Here is a 16,411-nt window from a genome sequence, read left to right on the forward strand (position 1 = left end):
GGATGAGCGATGGAAGGAATTTCTCGAAGAATTTCACGAAGTCGCGTAATGAATCGATGAGACGGTCGTCTCATCACTGAGAGACAGCCAAGACGAACTCCTCCGGGGGGCGGAGTTCAGGCACTGGTGCGAGGGGCAAATGCACCGGTGGGCCGGTCGGGACCCTCGGGGGAGGAGATCCCGGCCGCCCGTCTCCGGAGGGGACGGGGCCGCCGATCTGGGGAACGGCGGCCCCCCGTCCCGCACAGGCACGACCGGAGCACAGAGCCGTGCGTCGCGCGCGACACAGGACCTAGGGGAGCCGGGGTCCCGACCAGACGCCCGCGACGCGCAGCTCCGCGTCCAACAGCACGATGTCGCCGAGCATTCCGGGGCGCAGGCCGCCGAGCAGAGCGCCGCGTCCGATCGCCCTCGCCGGGGTCTCGGTGAGCGCCCGCACGGCTTCTTCGAGGGGCACCCCGGCAGCGACTGCGCGCTGCAGCGCCACGTCCTGGGTGAGCGTGGAGCCGGCGATCGAGCCCGTGTCGTCCGCCCTGGCCACGCCATCCTTCACCGTCACACCGACCGCTCCGAGGTCGTAGTGGCCATCCGCGCTTCCTGCCGCAGCCATCGCATCGGTGATCAGCGCCACCCGACCAGGGGCCGCGTCGAACACGAGCTTGACGACGTGCGGATCGAGATGCACGTCGTCGGCGATCGCCTCCAGCACCACGCGGTGATCCGCCGCCGCGGCCAGCACCGGGCCCGGCGCGCGATGGTGGATGCCCGGCATCGCGTTGAAGGCGTGGGTGAGGATCGACGCGCCGGCCTCGAACGCGGCGACCGCCGTCGTGGCATCCGCGTCGGTGTGGCCCACCGCGGCCGCCGCGCCGGCGGCCACGATCTGCCTGACCGCGTCGAGTCCGCCGGGGAGCTCGGGCGCGATCGTCACCTGGCGGACCGTGCCTCGTCCCGCGTCCAGCAGACGGGCGACGTCCGCGGCGACCGGATGGCGCAGCAGCGTCGGCTCGTGAGCGCCGTGGTGACCGGGATCGAGGAACGGGCCCTCGAGATGCGACCCGAGGATATCGGCGTCCGTCTCGGTCAGATCGGCGATCGTCGCGACGCTCCGGGCGAGCGAATCCACCGACGCCGTCACGAGGGAAACCACGGCACGGGTGGTGCCGTGCGCGCGGTGCAGGTCGCGACCGATCCGGATGGCGTCGACGCCGTCGTCGAACGACGCTCCCGCTCCGCCGTGCCCGTGGATGTCCACGAAGCCCGGGGTGAGCAGCGCCCCGGCGCCGGCGATGGACGAGGCGTCGACGATCACATCCGCCGGTGTCCAGTCCGAACCGGTGCCGCGGATCGCGACGGTGCCGTCCTCGATCCGGACCCAGGCGTCTTCGGTGATGGTGCCGCCGTCGACGACGCGCGCCGAATGGATGACCAGCGAGCCGGTCGCGGAGGAGTGGGTGCTCAACGTTCGCTCCAGGGGATTTCTTCTGCAGGGTGGAAGTCGATCCCCTCAGCCTTCCACAGCGGTGCGAGTGCTCCGACACGGACGCGGAAGGAGTCCCAGGTGCGCGCCGGGCCCTCCTGCGGCGACCAGGCTACCTCGGCCTGGGCGGCGGCACGGGGGAAGACGAGCTGCTGCACCTCGTCGAGGGTGCGGGTGGTCTCAGACCAGAGCGGGGCTTCGACGCCGAGGATCGCCGCCTCCGGCACATCCAGGACGGCTGTCGGCTCCCACTCATACGCCGAGCGGACGTCGATGATGGCGGCCCAGGTGAGGCCGAGCGGGAAGTCCTCGGAGTACTTCATGTCGAGGTACGTGACGTTCGCCGCCGACATGATCAGCGCGCCCCCGCGCTCGACGAAGTGGGCGGCCTCTTCGGCGTGTGCGCCCTCGGGCGTGGTCTTGCCCCAGTACTGCCCGACGGTCCCCTCGGCGATCCGCGCGGCGGAGCCCATCTCGTGCCAGGCCACCGGGGTCTTGCCTGCTTCGACGACGATCGCGGTGGCACGCTCGGCGAACAGGTCGAAGTCTGCCTGCGGGGTACCGAGGGACTCGTCGCCTCCGACGTGGATGTAGGGCCCCGGAGTCATCTCGGCGAGCTCGCGGACGACGTCGCGCACGAAGTCGTAGGTGCGCTCCTCGTGGATGCGGACGCTCGAGTGCCCGACGCCCCAGCCCAGGTAGGTCTCGCCCGCGACGGGCAGCGGCTGGCCGAGGCGTGCGGACTCCGCGATCAGCGTGTCGTTCAGCACCGGTGCCTCGACGAGTTCGGGGTAGGCGACGCCGATCGCATGAGTGTGGCCCGGCAGGTCGATCTCGGGGATCACGATCATGTGATGCGCGGCGGCGTGGGCGACGATCTCGCGGTAGTCGTCCTTCGTGTAGAAGCCGCCGGGATCGCCGTTCGCGGAGGTGCCTGCCGAAAGCTCGGTCAGCAGCGGCCAGGAATCGATGTGCACGCGCCACCCCTGGTCGTCGGTCAGGTGCAGATGCAGGTGGTTGAACTTGAGAGCGCTCGCGCTGTCGATGAACTTCTTCACGTCGTCGACACCGAAGAAGTGCCGGGCGACATCGAGCATGACGCCGCGTCGGGCGAAGCGGGGGGAGTCGGCGACGTCGGCGCCGAGCAGTGCCCAGCCGGAGTCGTCCTGGCGCAGCAGCTGCAGCAGCGTCTGGACGCCGTAGAAGAGCCCGGCTTCGTCGGCGCCGACGATGACGGCACGATCGCCGATCTCGAGTGTGTAGCCCTCGGCGGCCGAGGAGGTGGGATCGACGAGGAGCTCGATCTCGGCGGACGCGTCGTGGACGAGAGGGAGACGGATTCCGGTGCGACGCTCGATCGCTTCGATCAGCTGGACGGCGGCGGGGGAGGAGCCGAGCACACGCGTCGTCGCGGTGAGCGGCATCCGTCCTTCCCGTGCGACGGCGGAGACGGGCGCGGGGACGAGCGGAAGCGTATGAGGAAGGACCATGAACAAAACCTACCGGTCGCCGCAGTAGGAGGGAATGGGGGATCGAAACGATTCTGCGGAGCCGATGACCCGACCGCGTGCGTCGGCTCCGGCATCGGCTATGCTCGTAACCGTCGCGACTGGCGTCTGGGTGGACTACCACCGGGGAGCGACTGACCACGGAACTCGACCGCGCGCCTGGGCCGATAGGAACACCCCTTTCGAATCCGTCGTCAAAGGAGCACGTCATCATGACCGACCGTTACTTCAACGCCCCCCTCGCCGAAGTCGATCCCGAGATCGCTCAGGTCCTCGACCGTGAGCTGAAGCGCCAGCAGACCTTCCTCGAGATGATCGCGTCCGAGAACTTCGTGCCGGTCTCGGTGCTGCAGTCGCAGGGCTCGGTGCTCACGAACAAGTACGCCGAGGGCTACCCCGGCCGTCGGTACTACGGCGGCTGTGAAGAGGTCGACGTCGCCGAGTCCCTCGCGATCGAGCGGGCGAAGAGCCTGTTCGGCGCCGAGTTCGCGAACGTGCAGCCGCACTCCGGTGCCTCCGCCAACGCCGCCGTCCTGCATGCCATCGCCCGCCCCGGCGACACCCTGCTCGGCCTCTCCCTCGACCAGGGCGGCCACCTGACGCACGGCATGAAGATCAACTTCTCGGGTCGTCTCTACGACATCGTCGCCTACGGCGTGGACCCGGAGACCTCGACGATCGACATGGCGGAGGTGCGCCGTCTCGCGATCGAGCACCGCCCGAAGGTCATCATCGCCGGCTGGTCCGCCTACCCGCGCACGATGGACTTCGCGGCGTTCCGCGAGATCGCCGACGAGGTCGGGGCGCTGCTCTGGGTCGACATGGCGCACTTCGCGGGGCTGGTCGCCGCGGGCCTGCACCCGAACCCGGTGCCCCACGCGCACGTCGTCTCGTCGACCGTGCACAAGACGATCGGCGGGCCGCGCTCGGGCTTCATCCTCACCAACGACGCCGACATCGCCAAGAAGATCAACTCCGCCGTGTTCCCGGGCCAGCAGGGTGGGCCGCTCATGCACGTGATCGCCGCCAAGGCGACCGCGTTCAAGCTCGCAGGCACCCCCGAGTTCAAGGAGCGCCAGGAGCGCGTGCTGCGCGGTGCCGCTCTCATCGCCGAGCGCCTGTCGAAGCAGGACCTGAAGGACGCCGGCATCGCCGTGCGCTCGGGTGGCACGGATGTGCACCTGGTGCTGGTCGACCTGCGTGACGCCGAGATCGACGGCAAGCAGGCCGAAGACCTCCTGCACGACATCCACATCACCGTGAACCGCAACGCGGTCCCGAACGACCCGCGCCCGCCGATGGTCACCTCGGGTCTGCGCATCGGCACGCCCGCCCTCGCGACCCGTGGTTTCGGGGACGCCGAGTTCACCGAGGTCGCCGACATCATCGCGCTCGCGCTGCTCCCCGGCGCGGATGTGGAGGCGTTGCGTGCCCGGGTCGACGCGCTCGCCGCAGCGTTCCCGCTCTACCCGGACCTGCAGCAGTGACCGCGAAGATCCTGGATGGGAAGGCCGCATCGGCTGCCATCCGTGCCGAGCTCACCGAGCGGGTGGCCGCGCTCAAGGCGAAGGGGATCACGCCGGGGATCGCGACGGTGCTGGTCGGGGCCGACCCCGCCTCCCAGCTCTATGTGGGAATGAAGCACCGGCAGTCCGAGGGCATCGGGATGAACTCGATCCAGCGTGAACTCCCGGCAGATGCCACGCAGGCCGAGGTCGAGGCGCTGATCGACGAGCTCAACGCGGACCCCGCCTGCCACGGGTACATCGTGCAGCTTCCTCTTCCGAAGCACCTCGACACGGACGCCGTCCTCGAACGGATCGACCCGGCGAAGGATGCGGACGGCCTGCACCCGACCAACCTCGGGCGTCTCGTGCTCAACGTCAACGGCCCGATCCACACACCGCTGCCGTGCACCCCGCGCGGCGTGATCGAGCTGCTGCTCCGCAACGACTACGACCTCAAGGGCAAGCACGTGGTCGTGGTCGGCCGCGGGGTCACGATCGGCCGATCGATCGGACTTCTGCTCACCCGCCGTGACCTGAACGCCACGGTCACGCTCACGCACACCGGCACGGTCGACATGCCGCGCTACCTGCGGGAGGCCGATGTCATCGTCGCGGCCGCGGGGGTCAAGCACCTCGTCCGCCCCGAAGACGTCAAGCCCGGAGCGGCAGTGCTCGACGTCGGGGTGACGCGCGAGGCCGATCCCGAGACGGGGAAGAGCATGGTGTTCGGTGACGTGGCGCCCGGCGTCGCAGACGTCGCCGGATACCTCTCCCCGAATCCCGGCGGCGTGGGTCCGATGACGGTCGCGTTGCTCATGACGAACGTGGTCGAGGCCGCAGAACGTCTCGTCTGACGCGGGTGAGCCCGCTTCGTGCGATGTCAGCCGAGTTCGTCGAGCATCCGCCGCTGTTCCGGCGTCAGGCCGTCACGGAGCTCTTCCTGTGCGGCCGCCGTCTCCGGCGACGCCGAGGTGTCTGCGGTGTGGGCGGGGGTCGACCTGCTGCGGCCGGTCACCTTCGCCTGCACGGAGTCATAGACCTCCCCGGCCTTGGCGCGCATCCTGTCATCGACCCGGTCGTAGATCACCCAGCCGACGAGGAGCGCCACCGGCGGCAGCACGAAACCCCAGAATCCCGAGGCCCGCACGCCGCTCAGCCACACCGTGAGCACCCAGATGATGAGCTCGACGAGGTACACGAGCGCGTACTGCACGACCTTCTCGCCGGCCCTCGTGCGCTCGGCGGCGGACTTCGCCGCCGACCTGCGGAACGCGCCGGCCAGGAGAGGCTTGACGAAGAGAGCGGCGAGAGTCAAGACGACGGATGCCCAGAGGGCGTGGAGACCGACGGAGACACCGGGGAGCAGCACGCCGATCAGCAGCAGCACAGCGACGTCGAACACGTAGAGCGCGGCGAACCGGACGAGTACCGTTTTCATCCGATCAGACTCCCACACTCGACCGCTCGGGCACACGGAACCGTGTGCGGCCGGGTGAACCGGAGCCGCTCGAGGCACACGTCATGACACTCGACACCGATCCGCTCCTGGACTCGATCGACATCTTGACGACCGAAGACGGAGCTCGCTGGCCGGCCCACTCGCACGACGATCATGAGCTGCTCTCGGCGATCACCCGTTCGGTGACGGTCGTCACCCCCGATGCCGTGTACATCGCGCAGCGGGGGACGAGCATCTGGATACCGGCGGGCGTCGTCCACGAGGTCACCGCGGCACCGGGCAACAGCATGCGCTGCACCTGGTTCGAGCCGGAAGCGGGTGTCGAGCTCACCCGTCGCGTCGTGGTGACCAGGGTCGTGCCACTGCTCGACCAGGTGCTCGCCGAGCTGGTGCGCTACACGGATCCTGCGCGGCGTGCACGAGCCGAGGCCTTCGCGCTCGACCTGCTCGCGGACTCACGGGAAGCCGAGGCGGGACTGCCCACCCCGAGCAGCTCGTGGCTGCGCGCCGTCGCGGACGCGCTGATCGCGGATCCGGCCGACCGCCGGACGGTCGACGCATGGGCGGCGGCGTCGGCGGTGAGCGTGCGCACGTTCACGAGGCAGTTCGCCGCCGAGACGGGGATGGCGTTCTCGCGGTGGCGCGCCGAGCTGCGACTGCAGATCGCGATGTCGATGCTGTCAGACGGGTCCGAGGTGGGGCGTGCTGCTCGCGCCGTGGGCTTCGAGTCTCTCGCCGCGTTCTCCGCAGCCTTTCGGCGACGGACGGGCGTCTCTCCGCGTGACTTCGTGCGCTCTCACGGGTTCGTGACCGATTCGCGCGCATAGTCGACCGATCCGCGCAAGTCTTGGCATCGAATCGGGCACTTCAGCCGGACATAATTAGGTAACCCTTGCCTAATTGGAGAACCCGTGCGCCTATCATCGCGTCTGCGAATCAGTCTCGCAGCAGTTGCCATCGTCCCGCTCCTCGTCGTCACCGCCTGCTCTTCCGATCCGTCGCCCGACGGCTCGGCGAGCGACGGAGACACTCTGGTGGTCGACTCCGTCTACGGGAAGGTCACCGTCCCCGCCGACCCGGAGCGCGTCGCCGCGATCTCGTACGACACCCCCTGGCAGGTCATGTCGCTGGACATCCCCGTCGTGGCCGCGATCGACTACAGCCAGTGGATCGACGGGTACACCGACGAGCAGCAGGCCTACATCGCCGACGCAGCGAAGGTCGGAACCTACGGCGAGGTCAACTTCGAGGCGCTCGCCGGCGCGACGCCCGACGTGATCGTCGGAGACGCCTACGAAGTCGACGAGGCCACCTTCGAGCGTCTCAGCGAGATCGCCCCCACCGTGATCGTCGGCGGAGACGAGCGCGGCGATTGGCAGACGATCACCGAGGATCTGGCCTCCGCGCTCGGAGCCCACGACACCTGGGCGGAGGCGAAGGCATCGTACGAGGCCCGTCGCGACGAGGTGAAGGAGCAGTACGCGGACGTGATCGCCGCGAACACCTGGGCCAACTTCTCCCTCGGCGATGAGCCCGGCCAGTTCTCGATCCAGCTGCCGACAGGATCCACCGGCAACCTGATCGTCAACGAGATGGGTCTCGCGTACGGCGACGGCATCCCGGCAGCGGGGGAGGGCGGTGCCGGCTACGTGTCCTTCCCGCTGGAGCGGATCGGGGAGGTTCTCGACGGCGTCACCGTGGGGCTCACGTACGAGAACCCCGACGGCACGAAGATGCCCGCGATCCAGGACGTGATCGACAGCAGCCTTTTCCAGCAGCTCGAGATCGCCGAGACCGGCAACGTGTTCGGGCTCGTCGCGAACGTCACCGACTACCGCAGCGCCGAGGAGTGGATCGACGAGCTCACCGCCAAGGTGCTCGAACCGCTCTCGCAGTGACGAGCATCACCGTGGGGGGACGACACCGCAGACGTCGTCCCCCCGACGCGATCGTGCTGCCGATCGTGCTGGCCCTCCTGGTCGCCGTGGTGGCGGTGAGCATCGCGGTCGGTCCGCGTTCGCTCTCCCCGGACGAATTGCTCCGCGCATTCACGACACCGACGGGCACCGAAGCCGATCTGATCGTGCGGGACGTGCGTCTGCCGCGCACGTTCATCGGCATCGCCGCGGGGAGCGCCCTCGCGGTCGCGGGCGTGATCATGCAGACGCTGACGCGCAATCCCCTGGCCGAACCCGGCCTTCTCGGCGTCAACGCCGGGGCCTCGTTCGCGGTCGCCATCGCCATCGTGGTGCTCGGCATCGGCGACTTCGCCTCGACGATGTGGTTCGCTTTCCTCGGAGCGGCCATCGCCAGTGCGGTCGTCGCTCTCCTCGGCGGGGTCGGGCGCGCAGCCTCCATAGGCCGCCTCGCGCTCACGGGCGTGGCGGTCGCCGCGGTGCTCTCCGCGGCGACATCTGCGCTGAGCCTGATCGATCCCGCGTCCTACCAGGCAATGCGCCTGTGGGGAGCGGGAGCGCTCGGCGGACGTTCTCTCGAGGCGGCGCTGCTCACGCTGGCCGTCGTGGCGGGGGGACTCGTGCTCGTGGCCGTCCTCGCCCCGGGAATCGGCCTGCTCGCCCTCGGAGAGGACACCGCCAGAGCGCTGGGCGGACACGTCGGCGTCATCCGCCTGGGAAGCTTCATCGTGATCGCCGTGCTGTGCGGCGCGGCGACGGCGGCTGCCGGACCCATCGCCTTCGTCGGGCTCCTGGTCCCGCACGCCCTGCGCGCAGTGTTCGGCCCCGACACCCGACGGCTGCTCGTCTACAGCGTTCTCGCCGGACCCATCCTGCTGCTGGTGGCCGACCTCCTCGGCGGCATGATCATCGCGCCGCGAACCATCCCCGTCGGCGTGATGACCGCTTTCCTGGGCGCTCCGCTGCTCGTCGCCCTCGTGCTGTCCCGCCGCGTCCAGGCCGATGGAGCGCCCTCGTGACGGGCGCATCGATCGTGGCCCCACCGGCCGCGATGCGCTCGCGCACGGTCGTGATCTGGACGGTCTCCGCTCTCGCCCTCGCCGGCATCGGTCTCGCGGGGCTGATGCTCGGGGACGCGCCGATCTCTGCGGCGGACGCGCTGAGCGCGCTCGTGGGTGGTGGAGATCCGGGAACGCGGCTCATCGTGGTCGGCTGGCGGCTGCCGCGGGTCGTCCTCGGCGCGGCGATCGGCGCAGCGCTCGCCCTCTCCGGGGCTCTGTTCCAAGTGCTCACGCGCAACCCTCTCGGCAGTCCGGACATCCTCGGCTTCTCGGCGGGTGCCTATACCGGGGCGCTGATCGTGATCGTCGGCGGATCCGTGAGCACCGTCGCGCTCACGGCGGGCGCGATCGGCGGCGGCATCCTCGCCGCGGCCCTGGTGTTCGCGCTCGCCGCCTGGCGCGGCGCGAGCGGAACCAGGCTGATCATCGTCGGTATCGCGTTGACGGCCCTGCTCGGGGCCGTCAACACCATGATCGAGATCGCCGCCGATGACGTCGTCGCTCGCAGCGCCGCGATCTGGGGAGCCGGCTCGCTGAACGGGATCGACGGCAGATGGCTGCCGGTGATCCTCGGCGCTCTCGCCCTCGGCGGTGTGGCTGTCGCCGTGCTCCGACCGGCTCTCGCCCTGTATGAGCTGGGCGAGGACCGCGCGGTGTCGCTCGGGGTCACGCCGTCCCGATTGCGGCTTCTCGCCATGATCGCGGGCGTCGTGCTGCTCGCCGTGACGATCGCAGCGGCGGGGCCGATCGCATTCATCGCCCTCGCCGCCCCCCAGATCGCCCGACGACTCTGGAGGAGCGGTCCGATGCCGTTCGCAGCCGCGGCGATGACCGGTGCCGTGCTGCTCATGGTCAGCGATCTGCTCGCGATGCGACTGTTCGCACCCGTCGTCCTGCCCACCGGACTCGTCACGATCGGGATCGGCGGGCTCTATCTCGCGTGGATGCTCTCCGGAGCGAATCGAAGGAGGCGCTGATGCGCACCGATGTCCCCCTGTACACGGCCGAGGTGGTGTCGCGCGCAGTGATCACCCCGAACATGCTGCGGATAAGCCTCGGCGGTGCGCGCACCGCCGAGGGGGTTCCCTTCGAGTCCAGTGGGCGATCGGACGAGTTCTTCGGCCTCTGGTTGCGGGACTCGGAGGGCCGGGAGGTCAAGCGCTACTACACGGTGCGGGCCTGGGATCGGGCGAGCGGTCGCCTGGACATCGACTTCGTCGTGCACGCGCACGGCCCGGCGACCGGCTGGGCGCGAGAGGCCGTGGTCGGCGATCAGGTCGCCTTCGACGCCCCGCGCGGCCACTACGCGCCGCCGACGGGCGTGGAACGGGTGCTCCTCGTCGGAGACGCGACCGCGCTCCCGGCGATCGGGCGGATCCTCGAGGAGCGCGCACCCCACGACGCTCCGGTGTCGGCGATCCTCACGGTGGACGACCCGGTCGACCGGCAGCGCCTGCCGTTCCGGGAAGGAGACGAGGTGCGGTGGGTACCGGCGCAGGAGATGCTCGCCGAAACGGTGACCGCCACAGCGGCTTTCGATGCGTCGAGCTACCTCTGGTTCTCCGGGGAGTCCTCCCTGATGCGCCAGATCAGACGGCACGTCAGGCACACGCTCGGATGGCCGCGGTCGCGGTACATGACCATGGGCTACTGGCGTCGTGACGAGGAGCGCTGGGCGGCGGAGTTCGCACGCCACCCCGGATTGGAGCAACGCATCGCCGCGATCTGGGACAACGGCGGCGACGATGAGACGCAGCGGGACATGGTCGACGATCTGCTGGCGAGGAACGGACTGTGACGGACGACATCTTCGACGTCCGCGGACTCACCGCCGGACACCCGCACGCGCGCCCGGTATCGGTGGATCTCGACCTGACCATCGCACGCGGCTCCTTCGTCGCCATCATCGGGCCGAACGCCTGCGGGAAATCGACTCTCCTGCGAACCATCGCCCGCCTTCTCCCACCTCTCGCCGGTGCGGTGCTGCTCGATGGCCGTGACATCCGCACGCGTGGCGCGAAGGAGCTGGCACGAGAGGTGGGCCTGCTCAGTCAGTCCGCCGAAGCGCCGGACGGTATGCGGGTCGTCGACCTCGTCGCCCGCGGTCGCTACCCGCACCGCCGTCCCTTCGCGAGTTGGAGCGAGGCCGATGAGCACGCCGTCCGCCACGCCATGGAGCGCACCTCGGTCACCGCGCTCGCGGACCGACCGGTGGACGAGCTGTCGGGAGGGCAGCGTCAGCGCGTGTGGCTGGCCATGGCGCTCGCGCAGGAGACCGAGGTGCTGCTGCTCGATGAGCCGACGACCTTCCTCGACATCACGCACCAGCTCGACATGCTCGACCTCTTCCGGGCGATCAACCGCGACCACGGGACGACGGTCGTGGCCGTGCTGCACGATCTCAACCAGGCTGCTCGGTATGCGGACCGCATCGTGGCGATGCGAGACGGCATCATCGTCCGCACCGGTGCCCCCGCCGAGGTGCTGACACCGGAGGTGATGACGCAGGTCTTCGACCTCGAATGCACGGTGATCGACGATCCGGAGACGGCGACACCGATGGTGGTGCCCCGACGGCGATGACCTGCCGACGGGCCGCGACGGCGCGCGGGTGTCAGGCCTGTGCGTTGAGCGTGCTCTCGATGCCGCTGATGCGGGCCTGCTCGTCGAAGCGGAACGTCGCCGTCCCCGAGGCATCCGTCACGATCGCGCCCGAGAAGGACTCGTCGGTCCAGGTGAGGGTCCAGCCCGCGAGCCGCGCGAGGTCCCACACCGCCGTGCGGGCGTCGGAGAGGTCCAGTCCCGAGAGCACGCGAGGCAGCGCGACGACGGCGACCGCGACCGTGAGCGGTGCCAGGGGTGCGTCGAGCAGGAACACCGCCCGGGTGCCGTTGCCGACGGGTGCCGAGTAGTACGGTGAGCGCCCGGTGAGCTCGACCGCGGCGCCTCCGATCGTGTGCGCGGCCTGCGCGATCCACTCGTCGTCGCCCGAGGCCTCGGCGGGGAACGGTACCTCCGGCGTGGTCAGCTCGATGATGCCGTGTTCGGTCCCGTAGGCGTGCAGCTGCGTCGCGACTCCCTGCGGGTCACCACTGGGATGGGCCCACGCCCACAGCAGCGAGCGGGGCCCCGGCGCGATCGTGGCGATCAGGTGTGCGCGTGTGACGAGCTGACGCGAGGGGTCGTCGTTCGCGGTGAAGGTGAGCGTTCCCTGCGCCATGTCCGCGTCCCAGCGGTGCTCGCCGAGGGCATCGGCGGCGGCGGAGAGCGCGTCCTGACGGAGGGCGACGAACAGAGCGGCACGGTCGGCGAGGGGCTGGAGGGCGACGTAGGTCATGCCGACAGTCTCGTCGGAGATGCTATGAATCCGCTAGTTCGGAGGAGGGCTTGGTGACCGCCTCCGGCCGCCCCATCCGCCACACGCTCGGCACCATCAGGGTGAGCAGCGCGACGGACGCGTAGACGATGCCCGAGGTCACCAGCACGGTCTCAGGATCCGCATGCGCGATCAGCCAGCCGTAGATCAGCGTGCCGACGGGCATCACGACGAAGCTGCCGAGCATGTCGTAGCTGGCGACACGGGAGAGCTTCTCGCCCGGGACGTTCTCCATCAGCGCGAGGTTCCATCCGGTGCTGAAGATCTCCGCGCCGGCGCCCGCGATGAACGCGGCCATCGCGAGCAGGACCACGGCGGGATGGACGCCCAGTATCGTCACCGGGATCGCGAACGCGGCGATGCCGATCATGCCGTAGCGCAGCGGCCTCCGCAGCGGGAACCACATCAGCAGCAGCGTCATCAGCAGCACGCCGACGCCCTCGGCGCTGAGCACCCATCCCCAGCCCGTGATACCGAGGAGGTCGTTGTTCTTCGCGATGTAGGGGCCGACGACACCCCAGGCGCCGATGTGGATCGCGTTCATCACCATGAAGGCCAGCACGACCGTCCACAACCAGGAGCGGCTCCAGAACTCCTGCCACCCGATCCTGAGATCGTGGAGCATCCCGGTGCCGCCGGCGTGCGACGGCGGCGGCAGCCTCACGAGAGCGAGCACGGGGATCGCGATCGTCCAGCCCGCGGCCTGGACCACCATCGCCCAGGCGGGGCCGGCGGTGGCCACGAGGATCCCGGCGAGGACCGGACCGCCGATCGTGACGGCGGATCGGACGAACGACAGCATCGCGTTCGCCTGCTGCAGGTGCTCCGGGGTGGTGAGCTGCGGGATGATGCCCTGCATCGCGGGGAGGACGAAAGCGGTCGATGCGCCGTTGACGATCGAGAGCAGGATGAGCAGCGGGATCGTCGCGTTGCCGGTGAACAGGAGCACCGCGATCGTGCCGATGGACAGGATGTCCACCACGTAGCAGGCCTGGATGATCAGGGCACGCGGCAGGCGGTCGGCGATGACGCCGCCGAACAGCACGAAGACGATGTTGCTGACGGTGAAGGCGGTGAGGACGAAGGACAGGGAGCGGGCATCGTTGTCGATCTCCAGCACGGCGAACGCGAGGGCGATCGACGACATCGAGCCGGTGATCATCGTGATCGCGCGCGCCAGGAAGAACCAGCGGAAGTTCCGGTCCTGCATCGCGGCGAGGCCGCGGATCATCTCACCGGCTCGCTCGTGCGCATCCGATCATCTTGCCACGGCGGACACCTTCGAATCGCGCAAATGGTCCCATCCAGGCCGCCGGAGCAGCCGGTTGCGCGATTCGAAGTGTCAGTAGCTGGCGCGGGTGATGCCGTCCGCGCGGATGAAGCGTGCGGCGAGGGCCTCGGAGGCGCGGGCGAGCAGCGCCACGTCCGCGCCGACGGCCACGAAGTCGGCGCCCGCGGCGAGGTAGGCGTCCGCCGCGGCGGGGTCGAAGGCGTTCACACCCACCGGCTTCCCGGCTGCCGTGACGGCGTCGAAGACGGTCTTCACCGCAGCCGTGACATCGGGGTGGGTCTGCTGACCGAGCAGGCCCATCGACGCGGAGAGGTCGGAGGGGCCGACGAACACCGCATCGACACCGTCGACCGCGGCGATCTCGGCCGCGGCTTCGACTCCTGCGCTCGTCTCGATCTGGACCGTGAGAGAGGTGTGCTGCGCGGACTCCTGGAGGTAGCGGTCGATGCGGTTCCACCGCGCGCTGCGTGCGAGCGCACTGCCCACGCCGCGGACTCCCGCCGGAGGGTAGCGGGTGGCGGCGACCGCTGTCCGCGCCTCGTCGGCGGACGACACCATCGGGACGATCAGGTTCTGCGCGCCGAGGTCGAGGACCTGCTTGATCGCGACGACGTCGTTGGAGGGGACGCGCACCACCGGCGTGATGGGGTAGGCGGCGGCCGCCTGGAGCTGCTGGAGCACCGACTCGAGCGTGTTCGCCGAGTGCTCCATGTCGATCAGCAGCCAGTCGAGTCCCGACCCCGCGGCGACCTCCGCGAGGAGCGGGCTGCCCGAGCACACCCACATTCCGGCGAGGGGACGGTCGGAGGCGGTGAGCTTCTCGCGGAACGACGGTTCTAGACGAAGCGGCATGTGATGGTTCCCATCGGTCCGTAGTCGCACAGCACCTCGTCGCCGCGCGACACCCACATCGGGCGTGTGAACGATCCTGCCAGGATGATCTCGCCCGCCTCCAATCGCGCGCCGTGCTGATGGAACTTGTTCGCGAGCCAGGCGACTCCCGTGGCCGGGTGGCCCAGCACGCCCGCCGCCACTCCGGTCTCCTCGATCTCGCCGTTGCGGGAGAGCACCCCGGGGACCCACCGGAGGTCGATCTCATCTGGCCGCTTGTGCACCGTGCCGAGAACCATCGCCCCGTAGGCGGCGTTGTCGCTGATCGTGTCGACGATCGTGCGGCCCTCGAGCTCGATGTGCGAGTTCAGCACCTCGAGTGCGGGGACGGCGTAGTCGATCGCCTCGAGGGCATCCTCGAGGGTGCAGTCGGGGCCTTCGAGCGGCTTCTTCAACACGAACGCGAGTTCGACCTCGATCCGCACGTTCGAGAAATGATCGACCGGGATCTCCGCGCCCGACTCGTGGACGGTGTCGTCGAACATCACGCCGTAGTCCGGCTCGGTGATGCCCGTCGCCTGCTGCATGGCCTTCGACGTCAACCCGATCTTGCGCCCCACGAGGCGGCGGCCCGCAGCGATCTGCGTGTCGCGCCAGACACCCTGGATCGCGTAGGAGTCCTCGACCGTGGCCTCCGGGTACCGTGCCGTGATCCGGGGGATCACAGCGTGGGTGCGGTCGGCCTCGGCCAGCTCCGCGGCGATCCGAGTGATCGTCTCCTCTGACAGCATCCGTGCCCCCTAGAGCTGGTGGCCCAGCTTGTACTCGCCCTGCTTGTACTCCGGCATCGACTTCTCTCCCTCGTCGGCACGCGTGTAGGAGAAGCCGTCGGCGCCGATCGTGACCGCCATCTCGCTGGAGTCGGTGCGGGCCACCACGGGCTGCGGGTTGCCGTCGAGGTCGAGTACGAGCGAGGCGTCGGTGTACCACGACGGCACGACCGGGGTGCCCCACCAGTCGCGGCGCTGGTTGTCGTGCACGTCCCACGTGACGACGGGGTTGTCGGGATCGCCCGTGTAGTAGTCCTGCGTGTAGATCTCGACGCGGTGCCCGTCGGGGTCGCGCAGGTACAGGTAGAACGCATTCGAGACGCCGTGACGACCAGGACCGCGCTCGATCGCGTCGGACCGGCGTAGAGCGCCGAGCTTGTCGCAGATCGCGAGGATGTTGTGCTTCTCGTGCGTGGCGAAGGCGACGTGGTGCATCCGGGGGCCGTCACCGCCGGTCGCTGCGGTGTCGTGCACGGTCGGCTTGCGGCGCATCCACGCGGCGTAGACGGTGCCCTCCTCGTCCTGGATGTCCTCCGTGACCCGGAATCCGAGGTCCTGGTAGTGGCGCACAGCGCGAGGCACGTCGGGGGTGACCTGGTTGAAGTGATCCAGACGGACGAGCTCACCGGGGGTGTGCAGGTCGTAGCGCCAGGAGAGACGCTCGACGTGCTCGGTGGCGTAGAAGAACTCGTACGGGAAGCCGAGCGGGTCGACGACACGGACGGAGTCGCCGATGCCCTTCACGAAGCCGTGCTCGTTGCGGCGGACGTCGCAGCCCAGCTCGGAGTAGAACGCGACGGCGCGGTCGAGGTCCTCCGGAGTGCGCACCCGGTAGGAGAAGGCCGCCACGGCGGCGATCGGGCCCTTGCGGAGAACGAGGTTGTGGTGGATGAACTCCTCGGTCGAGCGGAGATAGATCGCCTCGTCGTCCTCCTCGGTCACGTACAGGCCGAGGATGTCGACGTAGAACTGGCGTGAGGCGGCCAGGTCGGTCACGACGATCTCCATGTACGCGCAGCGCAGGATGTCCGGCGGAGTGCTCTTCGGCGTCGCGACGGGGTTGTCGCTCTGGATCGGCGCCTCCTGGCTCACGTAGTAGCCGGAGGAGGTCAGGGTCTTGGCGGTCTTGTCGGTCATGTCAGCGTCCTTGC

The 16,411-nt window shown here is 69.4% G+C and carries 16 protein-coding genes and 1 riboswitch; of the genes, 8 read left to right on the plus strand and 8 right to left on the minus strand.

Features of this window, described 5'->3' with window-relative positions:
• Nucleotides 1–292: 292 nt before the first annotated feature.
• Nucleotides 293–1,462 carry an N-acetylglucosamine-6-phosphate deacetylase gene (locus LC041_RS06615; protein WP_226532235.1) on the minus strand — a complete coding sequence of 390 codons (1,170 nt, stop codon included), beginning with the start codon at nucleotides 1,460–1,462 and terminating at the stop codon, nucleotides 293–295.
• Nucleotides 1,459–2,970: a family 20 glycosylhydrolase gene (locus LC041_RS06620; protein ID WP_226532236.1), complete on the minus strand. Its 1,512-nt coding sequence runs from the start codon at nucleotides 2,968–2,970 to the stop codon at nucleotides 1,459–1,461. The genes LC041_RS06615 and LC041_RS06620 overlap by 4 nt, the downstream gene beginning before the upstream one ends.
• 105 nt (nucleotides 2,971–3,075) lie before the next feature.
• Nucleotides 3,076–3,160: riboswitch (ZMP/ZTP riboswitch) on the plus strand.
• 40 nt (nucleotides 3,161–3,200) lie between these two features.
• Between LC041_RS06620 and glyA the strand changes: the two genes are divergently transcribed.
• Together glyA and LC041_RS06630 are read left to right on the plus strand one after the other, a co-directional pair.
• Nucleotides 3,201–4,475 (plus strand): serine hydroxymethyltransferase, encoded by a 1,275-nt coding sequence (gene glyA / locus LC041_RS06625; protein WP_226532237.1) that lies wholly within the window; start codon nucleotides 3,201–3,203, stop codon nucleotides 4,473–4,475.
• Entirely contained in the window at nucleotides 4,472–5,350 is an 879-nt protein-coding gene (locus LC041_RS06630) for a bifunctional methylenetetrahydrofolate dehydrogenase/methenyltetrahydrofolate cyclohydrolase (RefSeq protein ID WP_226532238.1), read from the plus strand. Before glyA ends, LC041_RS06630 begins: the two co-directional genes overlap by 4 nt.
• Nucleotides 5,351–5,376: 26 nt before the next feature.
• Here the strand turns inward: LC041_RS06630 and LC041_RS06635 are convergent, their stop codons facing one another.
• Entirely contained in the window at nucleotides 5,377–5,934 is a 558-nt protein-coding gene (locus LC041_RS06635; RefSeq protein WP_226532239.1) for a hypothetical protein, read from the minus strand.
• A gap of 83 nt (nucleotides 5,935–6,017) precedes the next feature.
• Between LC041_RS06635 and LC041_RS06640 the strand changes: the two genes are divergently transcribed.
• The 6 genes from LC041_RS06640 (at nucleotide 6,018) to LC041_RS06665 (ending at nucleotide 11,515) form a co-directional block, all read left to right on the plus strand.
• Complete coding sequence (locus LC041_RS06640) at nucleotides 6,018–6,782, plus strand: helix-turn-helix transcriptional regulator (RefSeq protein ID WP_226532243.1); 765 nt, start codon at nucleotides 6,018–6,020, stop codon at nucleotides 6,780–6,782.
• Nucleotides 6,783–6,866: 84 nt separating this feature from the next.
• Nucleotides 6,867–7,853, plus strand: a complete 987-nt coding sequence (locus tag LC041_RS06645; protein WP_226532248.1) for an ABC transporter substrate-binding protein — start codon at nucleotides 6,867–6,869, stop codon at nucleotides 7,851–7,853.
• Nucleotides 7,850–8,890, plus strand: a complete 1,041-nt coding sequence (locus LC041_RS06650) for a FecCD family ABC transporter permease (RefSeq protein ID WP_226532249.1) — start codon at nucleotides 7,850–7,852, stop codon at nucleotides 8,888–8,890. Before LC041_RS06645 ends, LC041_RS06650 begins: the two co-directional genes overlap by 4 nt.
• Entirely contained in the window at nucleotides 8,887–9,909 is a 1,023-nt protein-coding gene (locus LC041_RS06655) for a FecCD family ABC transporter permease (RefSeq protein WP_226532250.1), read from the plus strand. The genes LC041_RS06650 and LC041_RS06655 overlap by 4 nt, the downstream gene beginning before the upstream one ends.
• Nucleotides 9,909–10,730: a siderophore-interacting protein gene (locus LC041_RS06660; RefSeq protein ID WP_226532252.1), complete on the plus strand. Its 822-nt coding sequence runs from the start codon at nucleotides 9,909–9,911 to the stop codon at nucleotides 10,728–10,730. Before LC041_RS06655 ends, LC041_RS06660 begins: the two co-directional genes overlap by 1 nt.
• On the plus strand, nucleotides 10,727–11,515 hold the full coding sequence (locus tag LC041_RS06665; protein WP_226532254.1) for an ABC transporter ATP-binding protein: 789 nt from the start codon (nucleotides 10,727–10,729) through the stop codon (nucleotides 11,513–11,515). Before LC041_RS06660 ends, LC041_RS06665 begins: the two co-directional genes overlap by 4 nt.
• Before the next feature lie 31 nt (nucleotides 11,516–11,546).
• Here the strand turns inward: LC041_RS06665 and LC041_RS06670 are convergent, their stop codons facing one another.
• From LC041_RS06670 to hpaD, 5 genes are all read right to left on the minus strand, one after another.
• Nucleotides 11,547–12,269 (minus strand): DUF6882 domain-containing protein, encoded by a 723-nt coding sequence (locus LC041_RS06670; RefSeq protein ID WP_226532255.1) that lies wholly within the window; start codon nucleotides 12,267–12,269, stop codon nucleotides 11,547–11,549.
• A gap of 22 nt (nucleotides 12,270–12,291) precedes the next feature.
• On the minus strand, nucleotides 12,292–13,539 hold the full coding sequence (locus LC041_RS06675) for an MFS transporter (protein WP_226532257.1): 1,248 nt from the start codon (nucleotides 13,537–13,539) through the stop codon (nucleotides 12,292–12,294).
• A 111-nt stretch (nucleotides 13,540–13,650) separates the two neighbouring features.
• Entirely contained in the window at nucleotides 13,651–14,451 is an 801-nt protein-coding gene (locus tag LC041_RS06680; RefSeq protein WP_226532259.1) for an HpcH/HpaI aldolase family protein, read from the minus strand.
• Nucleotides 14,436–15,221, minus strand: coding sequence for a fumarylacetoacetate hydrolase family protein (locus LC041_RS06685; RefSeq protein WP_226532263.1), 786 nt, complete (start codon nucleotides 15,219–15,221; stop codon nucleotides 14,436–14,438). The genes LC041_RS06680 and LC041_RS06685 overlap by 16 nt, the downstream gene beginning before the upstream one ends.
• 9 nt (nucleotides 15,222–15,230) lie before the next feature.
• Nucleotides 15,231–16,397, minus strand: a complete 1,167-nt coding sequence (gene hpaD / locus LC041_RS06690) for a 3,4-dihydroxyphenylacetate 2,3-dioxygenase (RefSeq protein WP_226532264.1) — start codon at nucleotides 16,395–16,397, stop codon at nucleotides 15,231–15,233.
• Nucleotides 16,398–16,411: the final 14 nt, after the last annotated feature.

Origin of the sequence: Microbacterium paraoxydans (genome assembly GCF_020524545.1) — a bacterium.
GTDB classification, from domain to species: Bacteria; Actinomycetota; Actinomycetes; order Actinomycetales; family Microbacteriaceae; genus Microbacterium; species Microbacterium paraoxydans_C.

What these genes read in the sequence shown, in the direction of transcription:
- LC041_RS06660 (WP_226532252.1), top strand. Translation starts at nt 9,909, where the DNA reads ATGCGCACCGATGTCCCCCTGTACACGGCCGAGGTGGTGTCGCGCGCA.
- LC041_RS06680 (WP_226532259.1), bottom strand. Translation starts at nt 14,451, where the DNA reads ATGCCGCTTCGTCTAGAACCGTCGTTCCGCGAGAAGCTCACCGCCTCC.
- LC041_RS06635 (WP_226532239.1), bottom strand. Translation starts at nt 5,934, where the DNA reads ATGAAAACGGTACTCGTCCGGTTCGCCGCGCTCTACGTGTTCGACGTC.
- LC041_RS06675 (WP_226532257.1), bottom strand. Translation starts at nt 13,539, where the DNA reads ATGATCCGCGGCCTCGCCGCGATGCAGGACCGGAACTTCCGCTGGTTC.
- LC041_RS06640 (WP_226532243.1), top strand. Translation starts at nt 6,018, where the DNA reads ATGACACTCGACACCGATCCGCTCCTGGACTCGATCGACATCTTGACG.
- LC041_RS06620 (WP_226532236.1), bottom strand. Translation starts at nt 2,970, where the DNA reads ATGGTCCTTCCTCATACGCTTCCGCTCGTCCCCGCGCCCGTCTCCGCC.
- glyA (WP_226532237.1), top strand. Translation starts at nt 3,201, where the DNA reads ATGACCGACCGTTACTTCAACGCCCCCCTCGCCGAAGTCGATCCCGAG.
- LC041_RS06670 (WP_226532255.1), bottom strand. Translation starts at nt 12,269, where the DNA reads ATGACCTACGTCGCCCTCCAGCCCCTCGCCGACCGTGCCGCTCTGTTC.
- hpaD (WP_226532264.1), bottom strand. Translation starts at nt 16,397, where the DNA reads ATGACCGACAAGACCGCCAAGACCCTGACCTCCTCCGGCTACTACGTG.
- LC041_RS06685 (WP_226532263.1), bottom strand. Translation starts at nt 15,221, where the DNA reads ATGCTGTCAGAGGAGACGATCACTCGGATCGCCGCGGAGCTGGCCGAG.